Consider the following 16,696-nt stretch of genomic DNA (forward strand, 5'->3'; position numbering starts at 1 on the left):
GAATGATCCATACATCTCACAGAATAGAGTTAAAAGGAGATAGTTTAAGAAAAAAAAGATAACTTTGTCAAATTGATAGTTTAGCCAGTGGGTGGGTATCACCGGAATCACTGGGTGCATATCATCGGAATATCAAACGCCGGAACGATTCATTAAAAGCGAAGGAATAGGGACACGACGGTAAACTTGCGAAGGATGATTTTCGAACATCTGATAAAAGAGAACAGGCAGGCGTTCACGGAAAAGGTGAAGGATGTCTGCGTATATCTGGGTATCGATCCCGACTGGATTATGCTGGTGATGTGGTTCGAGACGGCCAGCACGCTGGATCACCGCATCGTCAATAAAACATCAGGGGTAACAGGATTGATCCAGTTTATGCCGGCAACGGTGCGGTCACTGGGTACCACGACCGGACAACTGCGGCAAATGAGCAATGTGGAGCAGTTGGATTACGTGAAACGGTACCTTGCTCCCTACCGGGGGAGAATGGACAATTGGCTGGATGTGTATTGCGCAGTGTTCTGGTCGGCAGCGATCGGTAAACCGGACGATTATGTCATCAAATCCGACAAGGTAGCCCGACAGAACCCCACCCTGGATATTAATAAGGATCTGGATATTCATAAATGGGAGATACGGCAGGCATTGCTGAATTCGATACCGAAACAATACAAACATCTGTTCGAATAAAATCCTACAATTCCTTCCAGCAAATAGATAAAGCCATCGGCAATAAATGATAATGCCCATTTCGTTCGCGATAGTGCCTTCGGCTATACAATAAAGATAATAACCATCAAACAAATTATTGACAAATGAAAACACACTATATCTTACCCGCTGTCATCCTTTTCATTATGTTGTCCGGATGCAAAACCCATACCGTCTATGTCCCTGTGGAGTGTACCACGGTTGAATACAAAGACCGCCTCCGGCTGGATAGTATTTTCTATCGCGACACCATCCGGCTGCACAGCCGCGGGGATACTGTCTATAAGGATATTGTCCGCTGGCGTGAACGGTTTGTACGGGATACGGTGTACCATGAGCGTAGGGACAGTATCCCAATCATCGTTGAAAAAGAGGTTCCAGTGAATTACCTCACCAAATGGCAATAAATCAGGCTCCAGATTTTGAATGTTTTAACCGCATTACTGCTGATTTATCTGGCGTACAGGCTGGTGAGGAAAAGGTGGTTATAGAAGTTTTTAGTACTTCCTTTTTATGTGATTTTTTTAAAGTGAAGTTAATCCTGCTTGAAGCATATAATCAATTCTTTACTAGATTAATCCAAAAATGATGCATCATAAATGTGCCGTTTTTTTGAAGATACGAGTGTGTTGATACGAATTCATTCTCGTAGTCGGTGGAGGCCAATAATGAATCATTTGGATATTCTTCAGATATCCTTTTATTTATATGAGAAAGCCATGTTTCAATCGATTTGTTTTCAATGTAAGCAATAATCCCGTTATATTTTAGTTCAACATTACCATGGCTACCTAATTTATAGCGTTGAATCCCTCCTGACGGATTACGGGATGTGCTTACACCTGTCACGTATTCTTCCGAATTGACAGACTTATACTTTGGTAATCGTTTGGCTTCAACATAAAATACACGGGTATAGTTGTCATCATTCAAGTGAAAATACACATCTTCCTTATTTGTGTCTTTCTCACGCTCGTGCTCTTTTTGAGCACCAATCCATGTATCAGATACTAATCCTGTTGTTCCGATAACGTTAAATATTTCAACGAGTTGTTGGGTCTTTAAGCCTTCCCGTTTCTTTTTATTGAGCGTTGGATGCTTTTGAGAGATACCTTGTCTAATAATACAAAGAATATCTTTTAAATATTTATGAGAGTTATCTATATTATCAAATTGCATAGTCAATATCCGTTTCTAAACATCTCAGCCTTGACGTTTTCTACATCCCTATAGGCGATAGTCCGCATCCAATATTTCAACTTATTCGGTTTTATGAAGCTTATTTGATTACTTCTACCATAATGAGTAATAATTCTATTTATTATTAATGCATTGCTAGAAATATCATCAAATAAAATCTTATTAAATTCTACTTGATTTTGCTTGTTAAATTTCTTTTCTATCGTAGCATTTTGGTTTGTATGTTCAAATGTTGCCCAAACGTACTCTTCTGTAATTATTAGCCTTATCGGTTTAAACTTATAAGCTCCGTTTTCATATGTGAGATTAAGGATTCCACAAAAAATATCACTGTATTGCAACAGAGCAATTTCATCTATTGGATTAAAGATGATACTATTTGTTTTATTTAAGCTGTCTGCTATAATTCTTGTGTCTTCAAGGACAGCAATATCGTTGTGTTTTTCTGATTGGAAAGGGATAATTGATCCCCTTTCATTTACTTCTATTGGCAAATTCAGAATATCTTGTCGATTTACGCTATATCCCCCTCCTTGTTGAATATATGTCTTAGGAGATAAAGCTTTTATAAGAAATATATAAAGTTCCCTGTTCTCTTTAAACACGGAAATGAAATGTTGCATCTCCTCTGTATCAGTCCCTTTTATATATAATATTCCATTGGGTATTGCCAGTTGTCGCTTATTATACACAATAGGAAGATTAACATTGATATTCAGCCGGATTAATACGTTAGGAGGGGTAAAGCCACTTTTGGGAATCCTTACCCAATCATCCTGCAAAACAGGTTGTACAGCTTTCTCCAAGAGATTGTCTGAGTTAAATAATTCCGAATCAACAATATTTTGCCCTTTCAAGTTTATTACGTTTTCCTCTTCTTCCCTTTTCTGCAAATCGTGAATGACATACTTATCCCTGGTATATCCTATATTGGCGCTAAACTTAATATGTTTGAAATAATCTGAAATTGTCGGGTATTGGTTGAACCGTTCAATAAATAAACCAAGTCTACCTCCACCTAATAAGTTTATTTTCCAAATATGTTTGTTAGAGAAAACGAAATCAGACGGGACATAAAATCTATCATACTTGTCTATTTGAAAACGAATAGCCCCTTTTTCATTAGCAGAAGAATTCCTAACAATTATATGTTCTATTTTAGATTTTAAACCTGCAGTCTTATTAGTCATCTTTACAGCGATCGTTGCTATTTTTGTATTCCCCCATAAATGTTCTCTCAATGGTGTGAAGTCGTATATCCGTTCTATATTCCAAAATGATACCAAGCTCTTTTTATACTCGAATGATTTTGTAGTATACAAAAATCTTGCAGCAGGCATTATCATAAACAATGAACCTTTAGATGGTTTTAATAACTGCTCAACAGACCGGTGTAAAAAGATAAGCGCCGGATTATTGTTAGGGAAAGATTGTATTTTCCCTTTGTAATCTTTATATTTCTCTTTTGAAAAATCATTATCCCGTTCTAACCGGATGTTTCTTTTTCGTTCGCTTTCAGCAATATTGAAAGGTGGGTTACCTGCGATTGCGTCAAAAGTCAATGAAGTTGATTTATACCATTTAAAGAAACCAATATTCGCGAGATTACCCTGTTCTTCTAGATTATCAAAAGTGAGTTTTTCCCATATTTCTTTAGGACGGATATGGCTTGAAAGTTCTATTTGCAAAGAAGTGGCTGTGATAGATAAAGCATCTTCATTAATATCAATGCCATAGATGCAGTCTGACAATATTTCCTTAATGTGCTTTATATCTTCTTCTCCTCTTATTGTTTGTTTTCCATTTTTCAACAGCCAAAGGGTTATCAATCTTTTATAAGCTAAAACCAGAAAAATTCCCGAACCGCAGGACGGGTCCAGAATTTTAAAATCCTTAAAATCAATTTCTTTGTCAAATGGGAGCAATTCATCTATTAGTAGCCTTGCTAAATGGGGCGGGGTATAAAATGCTCCGGTACTCTTTTGTTTACCATCGACAGAAGTAACAAAATGTTCATATAGCCTGCTAATAAATTCAATAGGCAATAAATTAAAATCATAATATCTCCAAATGGACATTTGCCCATCAGGAGTCTTATTTCCATCAAGGGCATCTGCAATTATGCGAAGGTCTGCTTTCTCTAACTCTTCTTCTTCCTGTTCAGAAAGATTAAAAATTCCTCCATTGAATTTCGTATTAAGAAAAGATAGAAGCCCTGCGACATCATTTCCTTTGAGAACATCACAAAACGATGTTTTTTCATTACAAAAAAGATCGTTTTCTTTATTGTTGATAAATTTATCAAAAAAACCGTCTTCGAACACGCTATTACCATCTTCATCAACTTGTTCTTCGAGGTATTTTATCAAAATAAATTTTACCAGTAATTTTTTCAGGAGGTCTTGCCTGCAACCAATTTTTTTCGTTTTACCTAAAATTTCTGTTTCTATATATTTCAATAACTTCTTGTATGGAGAAACACTTACATAATCGGCAGGGGATTCCTCAAGTATACGTCCTTCAAAAATTCTATGTTTAAGGATTGAATCTATCTCTTTTATGGATTGGGATATATTATCCAGAAAGGCAGGTTCTGACTCGCTTTTAATTGGATGTCTCGTGTCAATTATCTTAAAACCGTCATCATAAACGACAATGGCTAACGCAATTTCGCCAAGTGTCCATAATTTTTTGTTTATCTCAACTAAGTCAACATCCCTTTCTTTATACTCTTTCCGTTGGTCGTATATATATATGAATGGAATAGGTTGATTTTCAATTAAATTGTTGAAACAGTAAAAATAGTCTGCATTAACAATTTGAGCCTGAATTTTATAATATTCCATTCGTCTGTCTACATATACCCTATCAACAGAATACAAATTGTGCTCGTATCCCGTTAATTTAATGGCTTGAAATATGGAATTTACATTCGAGTTCATACTTTACACAATACAACCAGATTAATAACAAAGATATATATTTTCTCTCAAACCAACTTCTAAAGTTTAAAGAGTATCAAAAGGCCTTGAGAAAAAAAGCATAATCATAGGATATTGACTTATGCTGTTTTTCATTATCAATCCAGGCTGCTTCCTGATGGCTCAAGGTTACAATATCATTCGTTTTTATATCCTTTAATTTTGCTCCTACTTCTTCTAAAATAGATATTTCAGATTTGGAAAATAATGTACGGTCAAATACGCTGTCTTTCTGTGGAGCAAGCTGTTCACCCGAATTACCATTGAAGAAAATAATTTCTTCTTTACAAATTGTTTCGGTCTGATCGTACAGCGTACTATATCGTTTGGGTACAGGGCCTTTGGCAATTGCAATGTAATTAAGCCCGGTGATGGAGTTCCCAAAGCGCTTATAATGAAGGAAATCGGAGTAAAACAACAGTTTATTCATTTTTGTGGTAAACGGTCTGCATAAACCAGCAAAATAAAGAACGACCTGTTTTGCCTTGTCTAACGATAAACTGGTATAGCCGCTTTCCTTTCCACTGTTATTCCAGTCAAAAAGCATCTTAGTCAACCAATCTTCTGTAAATTTGTCATAAGGAGCGACTATGTGGATGTTTTTTAATATTTTGCTTCGATCCTTTTCGTTAATATCGGCACAATTGAATACATAATTCTTGAATGTGTTCACATCATCACAACTTTTGATCATCCGGCCGTTAGAGATACTGGGCATCTCGCCCGCCTCGTATTTAGCATACATATTTGTCCCAAATCCCAAAATAAGAGACATCTTAGCTGCCGATATACCATATTTTTGTCTGATACCCCTTATCTCGGGAGGAAAAGGGATGCCTTCTTTCTCCCGATACTGGTTATAAACCTGAACCAGGTTGAGTTCGTCTATTTGCGTGTCGGTGAATTCCTCTTTGGTATCTTCACAAACATAATAATGGTATATTATCTCAAATTTGGATTTTCTAAATTCAAATTCTTTTCGTTCTTTTTTGAGGGTCACTTTACCTCCTGTAAATGGACTTGCTTTCATAATGATTTCTTTTTTAGAGGATAAGCCATTTTATATTCTGAAAGATGAAAAGAAATACAGATTGTTGAATTATTGGGAGTACCCATGCTTATTTTGATATACACCTCATGATCTTTAACTGTTTTGCCGAAGATCCACATATCAGATCCTTTATTTAAAGTATCAGTTACCGGGCCTTCTGAATAGTCTTCAAAAGTCAAAGACTCTATAATTTCTTTTCTTGATGATGCCGTAATTTCCAGAAAAAGTAATGCCTGCAAATTTTTATCCCTCGACAAAAAGATGACATTGAATATTTTACTTTTAGCATTAAATGCTGATAAGAATCTATTTACCTCATCTTTGGTCGCCATGTATCACATTTAGATATTCACATTTACGATCACAATGCAAAAGTATGAATTATTTACTATAATAGCAAAAAATAAAACGTTAAAGTTTTATTTTGGATCGGAATTATAAATTAGGTAAAATGTATCGAATTCACAAATTCGTGAATATTCTTTGTAATAAAAAAAACCGGCTTTGTTAGAACCGGCTTTTCAACAATCAATTTTACCTTACTATCACGCACTTAAAAGTGCTTTCATATCCTCATCCACGGTAGTGATACCCGCTATCCCAAAATTATTGACTAATACGTTGACCACATTCGGTGAGAGAAATGCCGGGAGGGTGGGACCCAGATGGATATTCTTTACTCCGAGCGAAAGCAGTGCCAACAGTACGATGACCGCTTTTTGCTCATACCATGCAATATTGTATGCAATAGGGAGATCGTTTAAGTCATCAAGGCCGAAAGCTTCTTTCAAAGCCAATGCAATCTTTACCAAAGAGTAGCTGTCGTTGCACTGTCCGGCATCCAGCACGCGGGGAATGCCGTTGATATCGCCCAAAGGCAGCTTATTGTAACGGTATTTCGCACATCCGGCAGTAAGGATTACCGTATCTTTGGGTAACTTCTCTGCAAATTCGGTGTAGTAGCTACGACCTTTAAGGCGTCCGTCACATCCGCCCATCACGAAGAACTTGCGGATTGCACCGGTTTTTACAGCATCCACCACTTTGTCCGCAAGGGCAATCACCTGGTTATGGGCAAATCCTCCGATAATCTCACCAGTTTCCATCTCTTTGGGAGGAGCACATTTTTTTGCGTGTTCGATCAGTGCAGAAAAGTCTTTCGGTTGTCCATCTTTACGGTCTTCAATATGCTTGAATCCTTCAAATCCGGAAGCACCCGTAGTATACACCCTGTCACCATAGGTGGAGTTTTTTCGTGGAGGTACGATACAGTTGGTAGTGAAAAGGATCACGCCGTTGAAATTTTCGAAGTCCTCAATCTGATGCCACCATGAACTGCCGTAGTTCCCTACAAAATGATTATATTTCTTGAAGGCCGGGTAATAGTTGGCCGGAAGCATCTCGCTATGGGTGTAAACATCTACACCGGTGCCTTCGGTTTGTTTCAACAGTTCCTCCATATCTTTCATGTCGTGGCCGCTGATCAGTATGCCGGGATTGTTGCGAACGCCCAGGTTTACTTTCGTGATTTCCGGATGGCCGTAACTTGAAGTATTGGCCTTGTCTAATAATGCCATTACCTGTACACCATATTTCCCGGTTTCCAGGACTAATCCTGTTAACTCTTCTGCATTCAGCGAATCATTGGTCACATCCACCAGTGCGCGTTGCATAAAACCGTAAATTTCGTTCTCTTCATAACCCAGGTTGAATGCATGTTTGGCATAGGCAGCCATTCCTTTTAATCCGTAAATCGTCAATTCACGAAGTGAGCGGATATCTTCATTTTCGGTGCCGAGAATAGTTGTTTCCAATGCTTTTTCGGCCATCTCCTCTTCGGTATCTCCTCTCCAGAAAGCTCCGTCAAAAGTGATTCCCTCTACATTCCCGCCAGCGGAAAGTAACCGATCCTGAGCGGCATTTCTCATTTTATAAGCCATTAAGATACGTGTGATAAACCGGCTCTTATCGAAGTTGGCATTGGTGATAGTCATAAACAAACTATCAGTAATAAACTTGTTGATCTGGGGAATTTCGATCCCCAGTTCCCTCAAGCGAACAGTGTAGTGGGAGATACCTTTACATAAGAACATCAACAGATCCTGCAGGTTGGCCACATCGGCTGTTTTTCCGCAAACACCCTGTATGGTGCATCCTTCGTTCTTACTCGTCTCCTGACACTGATAACAAAACATTTTTTCCATATAACTCAATGATTGATTTGTGTAATTGTGTATCGCAAAGGTACCGGACTATAACGGCAAAATATGTAACCAGGGTTACATCCTATTGTATTAACCGATTTTAATAGTCCCGGACCTCGCCCGTTCTGCTTTTGGAGGGATATGTTCAATATATATTAGACTATTTCTTTATTTATGGGGTATTTCTATTCACCTGGGCGGTTTTAAAAAGAAATCTTGTAAATTTGTATCAAAACGATGAAACTGTTATGTCTGATTACGATATATCTGCTTGTCCTCTTTTCTTTCATCTCTCCAGTGATGAAATAGGCGAAATTTTAGAACGTTCAGTATCTGAAGTGCGGGAAGTCGATAAGGGTAACTATATAGTCCGGCAGGGAGATACGGTTCAGTTCCTTTATCTGCTGATGGATGGCCTGGTACGCACCGAGATGGTGACAAAAGAGGGAAATGTATTGGAAATTGAGTTTATCGAGCCGGTAAGACCGTTGGCCCCTGCCTTTCTGGTTGCCGCCGAGAACCGCTATCCGGTGGATGTGATCACCGCTGAGAAAAGTACCTTTTATGTGATCCCCAAGTCGTTGTGGATGAGGGATATGATGCTGAATGAGACGCTGATGACCAATTTTATGAAGGTCAATTCCAATATGACTGTTTTCCTTTCTAAAAAGGTACAAATGATGTCTATCAAAAGCCTGAAAGGAAAGTTATCCCTCTATATACTGGAAAATACAACCCCGCAGCAGGATTCCTTCATCTTACGACGTACCCAGACCCAACTCGCGGAATATTTCGGTGTGCAGCGTCCCTCTTTGGCACGTACCTTGGGGGAAATGATCAGGGAAGGGATGATCTCACTTTATAAAAGGGAGCTGAAAGTGCTGGACAGGAGGAAACTGGAAGAATTGGTTTAACGTATCGGTTGTGAGCAGGGTTGGAGTGGGGAAATTTTTGAAAAAGAAACGAAAAAGCCCCTTCCCCGGTTAAAAAAAGTCAATTACTACTTCATAGAAGGGGGATCATTCTCTATATTTTGGCCCTTCAAAGAAAATATTTATACCTTTGCCATAGTGGAAATCGCTCGGGAATGGTTGAGTGTGCTTGTTATGGTTCTGTTTTTCAGCTTGTTCTGTGGGCGAATTTCTGTTTATCGTTTAAAGTATTAATCTTTCCCATAGTGGGATAAAACTGGAGAATACGATCATTCGTAGCTCAATTTTCGAATTCAATTCGAATATTAAAAAAGAAAAAGTACCCACGGACATATTGAACATGTTTTTATTCCGAAGTGTTAAACAAGTCAGATTTGTGATACACAACCGGGAAATACATCCGTCGGGTATTTATTTAAACAAACAAACTACAATCACTTATGTGTATAATGCAAAGAAGATTCTTCTTGGGATTACTGCTTGTATGCTTATTTCTTCCTTTCTATTCCTGTAAAGAAACGGCAGAGGTATATCCTGTGGTGGAAATAGAGAATGTTTCCCGGGATAATATTGAAATTCAGGGTTATTATGTGGGCTCTATCCGGGCTTACAGGAAAGTGGAAATACATGCAAGAGTGGAGGGATATCTGGAGAAGATGACTTTCGAGGAAGGAAAAAGGATTGAAGAAGGAGAGCCGCTCTTTTATATCAATAATGCGACTTACAAGGCAAAAGTAGAGAGGGCCCGGGCGTTGTTGAAGAAAGATGAAGCAATGGCGGCCAAGGCCAGGCGTGATGAAGAACGCCTTCGCCCGCTCTATGAACAGAATGCGGCGAGCCGGTTAGATCTCGATAACGCGATTGCGGCCAGGGAGATGGCTGATGCCAGTGTATCTATGAGTAAGGCAGAGCTGGATCAGGCAGAGCTGGAATTGAGCTATACGATTGTCCGTTCGCCCCTCTCGGGATATATAAGTGAGCGGTATGTGGATGTGGGTACGCTCGTTGGCACATCAAAGTCGTCGTTGCTCGCTACGGTGGTCGAACGTGATACCGTATTTGTGGAGTTCAAGCTGACCGCATTGGATTATTTAAGGAGCCAACAACGGAATGTGCGGTTGGGAGAGTTGGACGCTACCCGCTCATGGCAGCCCACCGTTACCATCACTTTGGCTGATAACAGCACTTATGCTGAAAAGGGGATCGTTGATTTTGCCTCACCTTTGGTCGATCCGCAGACAGGCACGTTTGGCGTACGCGCCGCTATTCCAAATACCAACCAGGAACTCTTACCGGGACAGTTTACCCGGGTGAATCTGTTGCTGGATGTATTGGAAGATGTAGTAGTGGCACCACGTAAATCCCTGATCATTGAAAAAGGAGGAGCCTTTCTATTTGTTATCCGCCCGGACAGCGTCGCCGAAAGACGTTTTGTGGAGACAGGTTATGAACAGGGAAATAAAGTAGTGATAACCCGCGGACTCTCTGCCGATGAGAAAATTGTTACCGAAGGCTATCATAAATTAACCCACGGGCAGAAGGTAATTCCCCGTACCCGGGAGCAGGTAGAGGCAGATGAACAGCACAGAATGCAAGGAGATAGTATATGAAGCAGGGATTTTTTATAGACAGACCTGTCCTTTCTACCGTCATATCTCTTTTTATCGTTATAATTGGTATTATAGGACTTGTTTCGTTACCGGTTGAACAGTATCCCCAAATAACTCCTCCGATGGTGAGGGTCAGTACTTCCTATCCGGGAGCTGATGCGACCACGGTTTCGCAGGCAGTGGCTACTCCCATCGAGCAGCAACTCAACGGGACCCCCGGAATGCTCTATATGGAATCGAACAGCAGTAATACCGGAGGTTTGACTATTTCCATCACTTTCGATGTAAATACAAATGTGGATCTGGCGGCGGTAGAGGTGCAGAACCGGGTGAAACTCGCCGAGGCGCGACTCCCTGCCGAAGTGCTGCAGAATGGCATCAGTGTGGAGAAACAGGCATCCAACCAGCTGGTTACATTGGCACTTGTGTCTGAAGATCCGAAATTTGATGAGATCTATTTGAGTAATTACGCCACCATCAACGTGTTGGATGTAATACGACGTATTCCGGGGGTAGGGCGTGTATCCAATGTGGGGAGCCGCTATTACGGTATGCAGATATGGGTCTATCCCGACCGGATGGCCAGTTACGGACTCACTGTGCAGGATCTACAAAAGGCTTTGAAGGACCAGAACCGCGAGTCAGCCGCAGGAGAGTTGGGTAAACCGCCGGTCGAGGGGGTGGATATATCCATTCCCATCACCGCACGCGGGCGTTTATCTACGGTACAGGAATTCGAGGATGTGGTTGTCAGGGCCAATAGCGACGGTTCGTTTATCCGTATCGGCGATGTGGCACGAGTGTCCCTCGAGGCATCTACATACACCACGGAAAGTGGACTGGACGGAAAAAATGCAGCGATCCTCACTGTGTATATGCTGCCGGGCGCCAACGCCATGGAGGTCGCCAGGGAGATAAAAAATGCCATGCACACCATATCGGGAGATTTTCCTGAGGGATTGGACTATCTCATACCTTTCGATATCACGGAATATATTTCTGAATCGATAAAGGAAGTGTATAAAACACTTTTCGAGGCCCTGGTACTGGTTATCCTGGTGGTATTTCTTTCGCTGCAAAGTTGGAGGACGGCAATGATACCGATCATAGCGGTGCCTATCTCGTTGATTGGCACTTTCGGGTTTATGCTGATGATGGGATTCACCCTGAATACGCTTACGCTGATGGGGTTGGTACTTGCCATCGGGATAGTGGTGGATGATGCGATTGTGGTGGTCGAAAATGTGGAACGTATTATGGTAGAGAACAAGATGAACGCCCGTGAAGCGACCCATAAGGCAATGAGGCAACTCACCGGGGCGATCATCGTCACGTCGCTGGTGCTGGCTGCTGTTTTTCTTCCGGTGAGTTTTCTGGGAGGGATTGTCGGATCCATGTACCAGCAATTCACCATTACCATTGTCGTTTCGGTAATTATATCGACAGTAGTGGCTCTGACTCTCAGTCCGGCCATGTGTGCATTGATCCTGAAACCACGGCATGGGAAGAAAAATGTCATCTTCCGGCGGATCGACAATTGGTTTGCGAAGGGAACCCGGTTATATATAAAAGGTATTTACCAGACCATCAACCATTCCCGGCGGATCTTATGGTGGTTTGGAATGGTTTTGGTTGCCATATTTCTGTTGAACCGGTTGGTTCCATCGAGTTTTATTCCCCAGGAGGATCAGGGTTTCTTTACGGTAGAACTGGAGATGCCGGAGGGAGCTACCATTGAACGCATGCGTGAAGTGGCTGAAAAGGCAATAACCTATATCGACCGTCACGAAGCTGTGGACCACGTGCAGAATGCAACCGGTTCCAGTCCTCGCGTGGGTACTAACCAGGGGCGTACGACCCTGACGGTGATCCTGAAACCATGGAAGGAGCGGGATATGGGTGTCGATGATGTGATCAGTGATATCCGACAGGAGTTTTATCATTATCCCGAAGTCAAGGTCTTTGCCAGCAGGCCTCCGGTGGTACCCGGACTTGGGGAGGCAGGAGGCATTGAAATGAAGTTGCAGGCGCGGTCGGAGGCTTCATGGGATGAATTGGTGGCAGCGACTGATACCTTTATGTATTACGCGAATAATAGTCGTCAGTTGGCCAATATTTCCGCTTCTCTGCAACCGGAGATACCGCAGTTGTATTTCGACCTCGACCGGGATAAGGCAATGGCCCTGGGAGTGCCTGTCTCGGATATCTTCTCTACTATGAAGGCTTATCTGGGTGCGGTATACGTAAATGACTTCAACATGTTTAACCGTGTGTACAGGGTATATATCCAGGCTGATCAAAATTTCAGGATGACGGGTGATGATCTTAACTTGTTCTTTGTGAAGGCTTCCAACGGGACGATGGTTCCTCTGACCTCTCTCGGTTCGATGGAATATACTACAGGTCCGGGGAATATATCCCGGTTTAACATGTACACATCGGCATCGATACAGGTGACTCCTGCCGCGGGTTATAGTTCGGGCGAAGCCATGGCTGTCATAGAAAAGATCGTAAAAGAACGTTTACCCGAAAATATCGGGCTTTCATGGAGCGGTTTATCATTCCAGGAGCAGAGAGCCCAGGGTAACACTTTCCTTGTGCTGGGGCTGGTATTCCTTTTCGCCTTCCTGTTCCTGGCAGCTTTATATGAGAGTTGGTCCATCCCCATGGCTATCATCCTCTCTTTTCCTGTGGCTGCATTGGGCGCCTACCTGGGGATATGGGCCGTGGGATTGAATAATGACATTTTCTTCCAGATAGGTCTGGTCACATTGATAGGTCTGGCAGCGAAGAATGCCATCCTTATCGTTGAGTTTGCCAAAGTGCAGGTCGACAAGGGAGTGGAACCCGTGCAGGCGGCCATTAATTCGGCAAGGCTGCGTTTTCGTCCAATCGTGATGACATCCCTTGCGTTCATCCTGGGGCTTTTTCCCTTGGTGGTTGCATCGGGTCCGGGTTCGGCGAGCCGTCATTCAATCGGTACGGGAGTCTTTTTCGGGATGATCTTTGCGACAGTGGTGGGTATTATAGCAGTGCCGTTTTTCTTTGTACTGCTTTACCGGTTAAAGAATAAGGTCTCCTTTCCCGCCTGGGCCAGATTCCCCAGGGTGAGAGATAAATTCAAAACATTTTACAACAAGAAAGGCAAAGGAAAGAATGAAACCACTTAACTGCTATATAACGATTATATGCACGCTGGGCCTTTTGTTAAGTTCTTGCAAGGTCGGACGGGAGTTCAGCCGTGTTGAATTGGCGGACATGCCTGCACATTTTAACGGTGCGAATGAGGATCAGGGCCTCGAATTATCCGTAAACGACATAGGGTGGAGCACACTGTATGAAGACCCTGTTTTGCAGGATCTTATAGATAAGGCGCTTGAAAACAATAAAGATATGCTCATTGCAACGGCGCGCATCAAAGAGTTGATCGCCAACAAGCGTATCACCTTTGCATCGATGCTCCCGGATGTATCCTTGGAAGCCGGAGGACAAAAGGAAATGCTCAACTATGGCGGAGATGACAAAAAGTATGATCCGGAGTTCAGGGCGAATATGAGTGCGGGATGGGAGATTGATATATGGGGTAATTTACGCTGGCAGAACGATGCTGCAGTAGCAGCCTATATGCAATCGGTGGAAGCACAACGTGCCTTGCACCTGACCGTTGTGGCCCAGGTGGCACAGGCCTATTTCGAACTGAGGGCACTGGACAGGCGGTTGATCATTGTCAGGCAGACACTGATATCGAGAGAACAGGCGGTACAGTTTGCAAAACTTCGCTACGAGGGTGGGCTAACTTCCGAAATTCCTTACAGGCAGAGTCTGGTAGAGTTGGCACGTACCGAGACATTAGTGCCCGATATAGAGAATAGAATCAAGCTGAAGGAAAATGATCTGGCCATATTGGTGGGTGATTATCCCTCTTCTGTCATTCCCAGGGGACAACGTATCGACGAGATCGATTTCCCGCCACAACTTCCCGTTGACCTGCCGTCATCCCTTTTGCGCCGTCGACCCGATATCCTGCAGGCAGAACAAGAACTGATAGAGAAAAATGCAGCTGTAGGAGCAACATTGACTGATATGTTTCCAAGGCTCTATCTTACCGGACGATTGGGTGGCGAAAGCGACGAATTGGGCAACTTTCTCCAGAGCCCTACATGGTTTATATCAGGCTTTCTGACCGGACCTGTTTTTAACTTCGGAAAAAACAAGGCGCGCCATACTGCTGCCCAGGCCGCTTATGAGGCCCAGGTGTATGAATATGAGAAAACCATATTGAATGTATTTGCTGAAGTGAATAATGCAATCTCTTCACTGGAAAAGGCGAAGACGATGAGGTTATCGCATCAGAAACTGTACGAATCGGCTTATTCATACCATCAATTGGCACAATTGCAATATATAAATGGTATAGTAAGCTATCTCGACGTACTTGATTCCCAGCGTCAATTGTTTGACGCGGAAATCGCCCTCAATGATGCAACGCTCAATGAATTGATCGCTACCGTAGATATGTACAAGGCTCTTGGAGGAGGAATTACACGCTAAGTCCCATTAATTATATTGTTATTTTGATTTGTTTTTATATGTTTTTCGGTTAAAAATAAAGTAATTGATAATAAAACCATATATTTGCAGTAGAAAGCAACTATTTATTTTATCTAAAAGTCATGAGCAATCAATTAACAAGAAGAAAGTTTCTTAAAACGGCCGCTGTAGGCGCGGTCGGTGTGGCTGTTTTTCCACAGTTCCTTACCTCGTGTAAACAAAACAAGAGCCAGGAAACTGACGATGGAATGATTCGTCTGGGTTTTATCGGACTTGGACAGCAGGCAATGTTTCTGTTGAATGGTTTTATCGGCATTCCGGATGTACAGGTAGTTGCCGGATGTGATGTGTACGGTATCAAGAGGGAGCGTTTCCTGCAGCGTGTAAATAAACACTATGCTGATGCCCAGTCGGAGGTAGCCGTGGAGGTATATGAAAACTACAAGGATCTGATCGCACGCCAGGATATCGATGCCGTGGTCATTGCGACGCCCGACCACTGGCATGCATTTATAGCGATGGAAGCGTGCAAGGCAAAGAAAAATGTCTATCTGGAAAAGCCGTTGACATTCACTATCAAAGAGGGACAAATGCTGAAGAAAGCTGTCCGTGACAACGGGGTGATTCTGGCAGTGGGTAGTCAGCAACGTTCCGACCCCAATTTCCAGCATGCCGTGAAAATGGTACAGGAAGGTAAAATCGGGAAAATAGAACGTGTGAATGCCTATGTAGGTGCTCCTCCCACACCCTATGACCTGCCTGAAGAACCTGTGCCTGCTGATCTGAACTGGCCGTTGTGGTTAGGGCCGTCAGAGTATGTGCATTATAATTCCCAGTTGAATCCTCCCGTCTCGCTCGATCCGGAACAGAATGAACAGTTCTGGGGAGCATGGCGCTGGTATAAGGAACTGGGCGGTGGTTTCACTACCGACTGGGGTGCTCATATGTTTGATATCGTCCAGTGGGGACTTGGGATGGACGGAAATGGTCCGGTTGAGATTATCCCGGCAGGATATGAGGATACCCAGTACCTGACCTATAAATATGCGAACGGAGTGGTGATGACCGAGGAACCGTTTAATGAGGAGAAGACGAAAGGAGTAAAATTCTGGGGTGATAAAGGCTGGATCGAAGTCTCGAGAGACCATTTTAAAGCTTCCGATGACAGCTTGCTTCCTCCGGTGGCGGAAAAAACGGAAGGTGCCTATGAAACAAAGATCCCGCATCAGGTGAACTTCATTGAATCGATAAAGAATAATACTGATCCGGTGGTTCCCGTGGAAATAGGACACAGTTCATGTACGGTCTGTACGTTGGGAAATATTGCGTATGATCTGGGACGTCCCGTCAAATGGGACCCGGCTGCAGAGAAATTTGTAGATGATCCGGAGGCAGATGCGAACCGGTTATTCAATAAAACCTATAGCGAAGGTTATATCCTTTAAGTGGATGT

12 protein-coding genes are annotated in these 16,696 nt (G+C 42.5%); 7 read left to right on the top strand and 5 right to left on the bottom strand.

Features of this window, described 5'->3' with window-relative positions:
• The first annotated feature begins 195 nt into the window (after positions 1-195).
• The gene (locus ABV001_RS17035) at positions 196-693 is read left to right on the top strand and encodes a hypothetical protein (RefSeq protein ID WP_352423912.1); all 498 of its coding nucleotides are present in this window, start codon (positions 196-198) and stop codon (positions 691-693) included.
• A 125-nt stretch (positions 694-818) separates the two neighbouring features.
• Entirely contained in the window at positions 819-1,121 is a 303-nt protein-coding gene (locus ABV001_RS17040) for a hypothetical protein (RefSeq protein ID WP_352423913.1), read from the top strand.
• 151 nt (positions 1,122-1,272) lie between these two features.
• Here the strand turns inward: ABV001_RS17040 and ABV001_RS17045 are convergent, their stop codons facing one another.
• The 5 genes from ABV001_RS17045 to hcp form a co-directional block, all read right to left on the bottom strand.
• A complete protein-coding gene (locus tag ABV001_RS17045; protein ID WP_352423914.1) occupies positions 1,273-1,893 on the bottom strand; it encodes a hypothetical protein in 621 nt (206 codons plus the stop codon).
• Positions 1,894-1,895: 2 nt separating this feature from the next.
• Positions 1,896-4,760 carry an HsdM family class I SAM-dependent methyltransferase gene (locus ABV001_RS17050; RefSeq protein ID WP_352423915.1) on the bottom strand — a complete coding sequence of 955 codons (2,865 nt, stop codon included), beginning with the start codon at positions 4,758-4,760 and terminating at the stop codon, positions 1,896-1,898.
• A gap of 172 nt (positions 4,761-4,932) precedes the next feature.
• Positions 4,933-5,925, bottom strand: a complete 993-nt coding sequence (locus tag ABV001_RS17055) for a type II toxin-antitoxin system antitoxin SocA domain-containing protein (RefSeq protein WP_352423916.1) — start codon at positions 5,923-5,925, stop codon at positions 4,933-4,935.
• The gene (locus ABV001_RS17060) at positions 5,922-6,278 is read right to left on the bottom strand and encodes a toxin (RefSeq protein WP_352423917.1); all 357 of its coding nucleotides are present in this window, start codon (positions 6,276-6,278) and stop codon (positions 5,922-5,924) included. The genes ABV001_RS17055 and ABV001_RS17060 overlap by 4 nt, the downstream gene beginning before the upstream one ends.
• Positions 6,279-6,491: 213 nt before the next feature.
• Entirely contained in the window at positions 6,492-8,141 is a 1,650-nt protein-coding gene (gene hcp, locus ABV001_RS17065) for a hydroxylamine reductase (RefSeq protein WP_352423950.1), read from the bottom strand.
• Positions 8,142-8,398: 257 nt separating this feature from the next.
• Here hcp and ABV001_RS17070 point away from each other — a divergent pair, with 257 nt between their 5' ends.
• The 5 genes from ABV001_RS17070 to ABV001_RS17090 all read left to right on the top strand — a co-directional run bounded on the left by ABV001_RS17070 (position 8,399) and on the right by ABV001_RS17090 (position 16,688).
• A complete protein-coding gene (locus ABV001_RS17070) occupies positions 8,399-9,064 on the top strand; it encodes a Crp/Fnr family transcriptional regulator (protein WP_352423918.1) in 666 nt (221 codons plus the stop codon).
• 467 nt (positions 9,065-9,531) lie between these two features.
• Complete coding sequence (locus tag ABV001_RS17075; protein ID WP_352423919.1) at positions 9,532-10,692, top strand: efflux RND transporter periplasmic adaptor subunit; 1,161 nt, start codon at positions 9,532-9,534, stop codon at positions 10,690-10,692.
• The gene (locus tag ABV001_RS17080; protein WP_352423920.1) at positions 10,689-13,862 is read left to right on the top strand and encodes an efflux RND transporter permease subunit; all 3,174 of its coding nucleotides are present in this window, start codon (positions 10,689-10,691) and stop codon (positions 13,860-13,862) included. The genes ABV001_RS17075 and ABV001_RS17080 overlap by 4 nt, the downstream gene beginning before the upstream one ends.
• The gene (locus ABV001_RS17085) at positions 13,849-15,243 is read left to right on the top strand and encodes an efflux transporter outer membrane subunit (RefSeq protein ID WP_352423921.1); all 1,395 of its coding nucleotides are present in this window, start codon (positions 13,849-13,851) and stop codon (positions 15,241-15,243) included. The genes ABV001_RS17080 and ABV001_RS17085 overlap by 14 nt, the downstream gene beginning before the upstream one ends.
• A gap of 122 nt (positions 15,244-15,365) precedes the next feature.
• Positions 15,366-16,688 carry a Gfo/Idh/MocA family protein gene (locus tag ABV001_RS17090; RefSeq protein ID WP_352423922.1) on the top strand — a complete coding sequence of 441 codons (1,323 nt, stop codon included), beginning with the start codon at positions 15,366-15,368 and terminating at the stop codon, positions 16,686-16,688.
• Positions 16,689-16,696 lie beyond the last annotated feature (8 nt).

The organism is Proteiniphilum sp. (assembly GCF_040307845.1).
Taxonomy (GTDB): Bacteria; Bacteroidota; Bacteroidia; order Bacteroidales; family Dysgonomonadaceae; genus Proteiniphilum.

Coding starts and splice junctions, on each gene's coding strand:
- ABV001_RS17040 (WP_352423913.1), top strand. CDS start 819: ATGAAAACACACTATATCTTACCCGCTGTCATCCTTTTCATTATGTTG.
- ABV001_RS17075 (WP_352423919.1), top strand. CDS start 9,532: ATGCAAAGAAGATTCTTCTTGGGATTACTGCTTGTATGCTTATTTCTT.
- ABV001_RS17080 (WP_352423920.1), top strand. CDS start 10,689: ATGAAGCAGGGATTTTTTATAGACAGACCTGTCCTTTCTACCGTCATA.
- ABV001_RS17090 (WP_352423922.1), top strand. CDS start 15,366: ATGAGCAATCAATTAACAAGAAGAAAGTTTCTTAAAACGGCCGCTGTA.
- ABV001_RS17070 (WP_352423918.1), top strand. CDS start 8,399: ATGTCTGATTACGATATATCTGCTTGTCCTCTTTTCTTTCATCTCTCC.
- hcp (WP_352423950.1), bottom strand. CDS start 8,141: ATGTTTTGTTATCAGTGTCAGGAGACGAGTAAGAACGAAGGATGCACC.
- ABV001_RS17050 (WP_352423915.1), bottom strand. CDS start 4,760: ATGGAATATTATAAAATTCAGGCTCAAATTGTTAATGCAGACTATTTT.
- ABV001_RS17060 (WP_352423917.1), bottom strand. CDS start 6,278: ATGGCGACCAAAGATGAGGTAAATAGATTCTTATCAGCATTTAATGCT.
- ABV001_RS17085 (WP_352423921.1), top strand. CDS start 13,849: ATGAAACCACTTAACTGCTATATAACGATTATATGCACGCTGGGCCTT.
- ABV001_RS17055 (WP_352423916.1), bottom strand. CDS start 5,925: ATGAAAGCAAGTCCATTTACAGGAGGTAAAGTGACCCTCAAAAAAGAA.
- ABV001_RS17035 (WP_352423912.1), top strand. CDS start 196: ATGATTTTCGAACATCTGATAAAAGAGAACAGGCAGGCGTTCACGGAA.
- ABV001_RS17045 (WP_352423914.1), bottom strand. CDS start 1,893: ATGCAATTTGATAATATAGATAACTCTCATAAATATTTAAAAGATATT.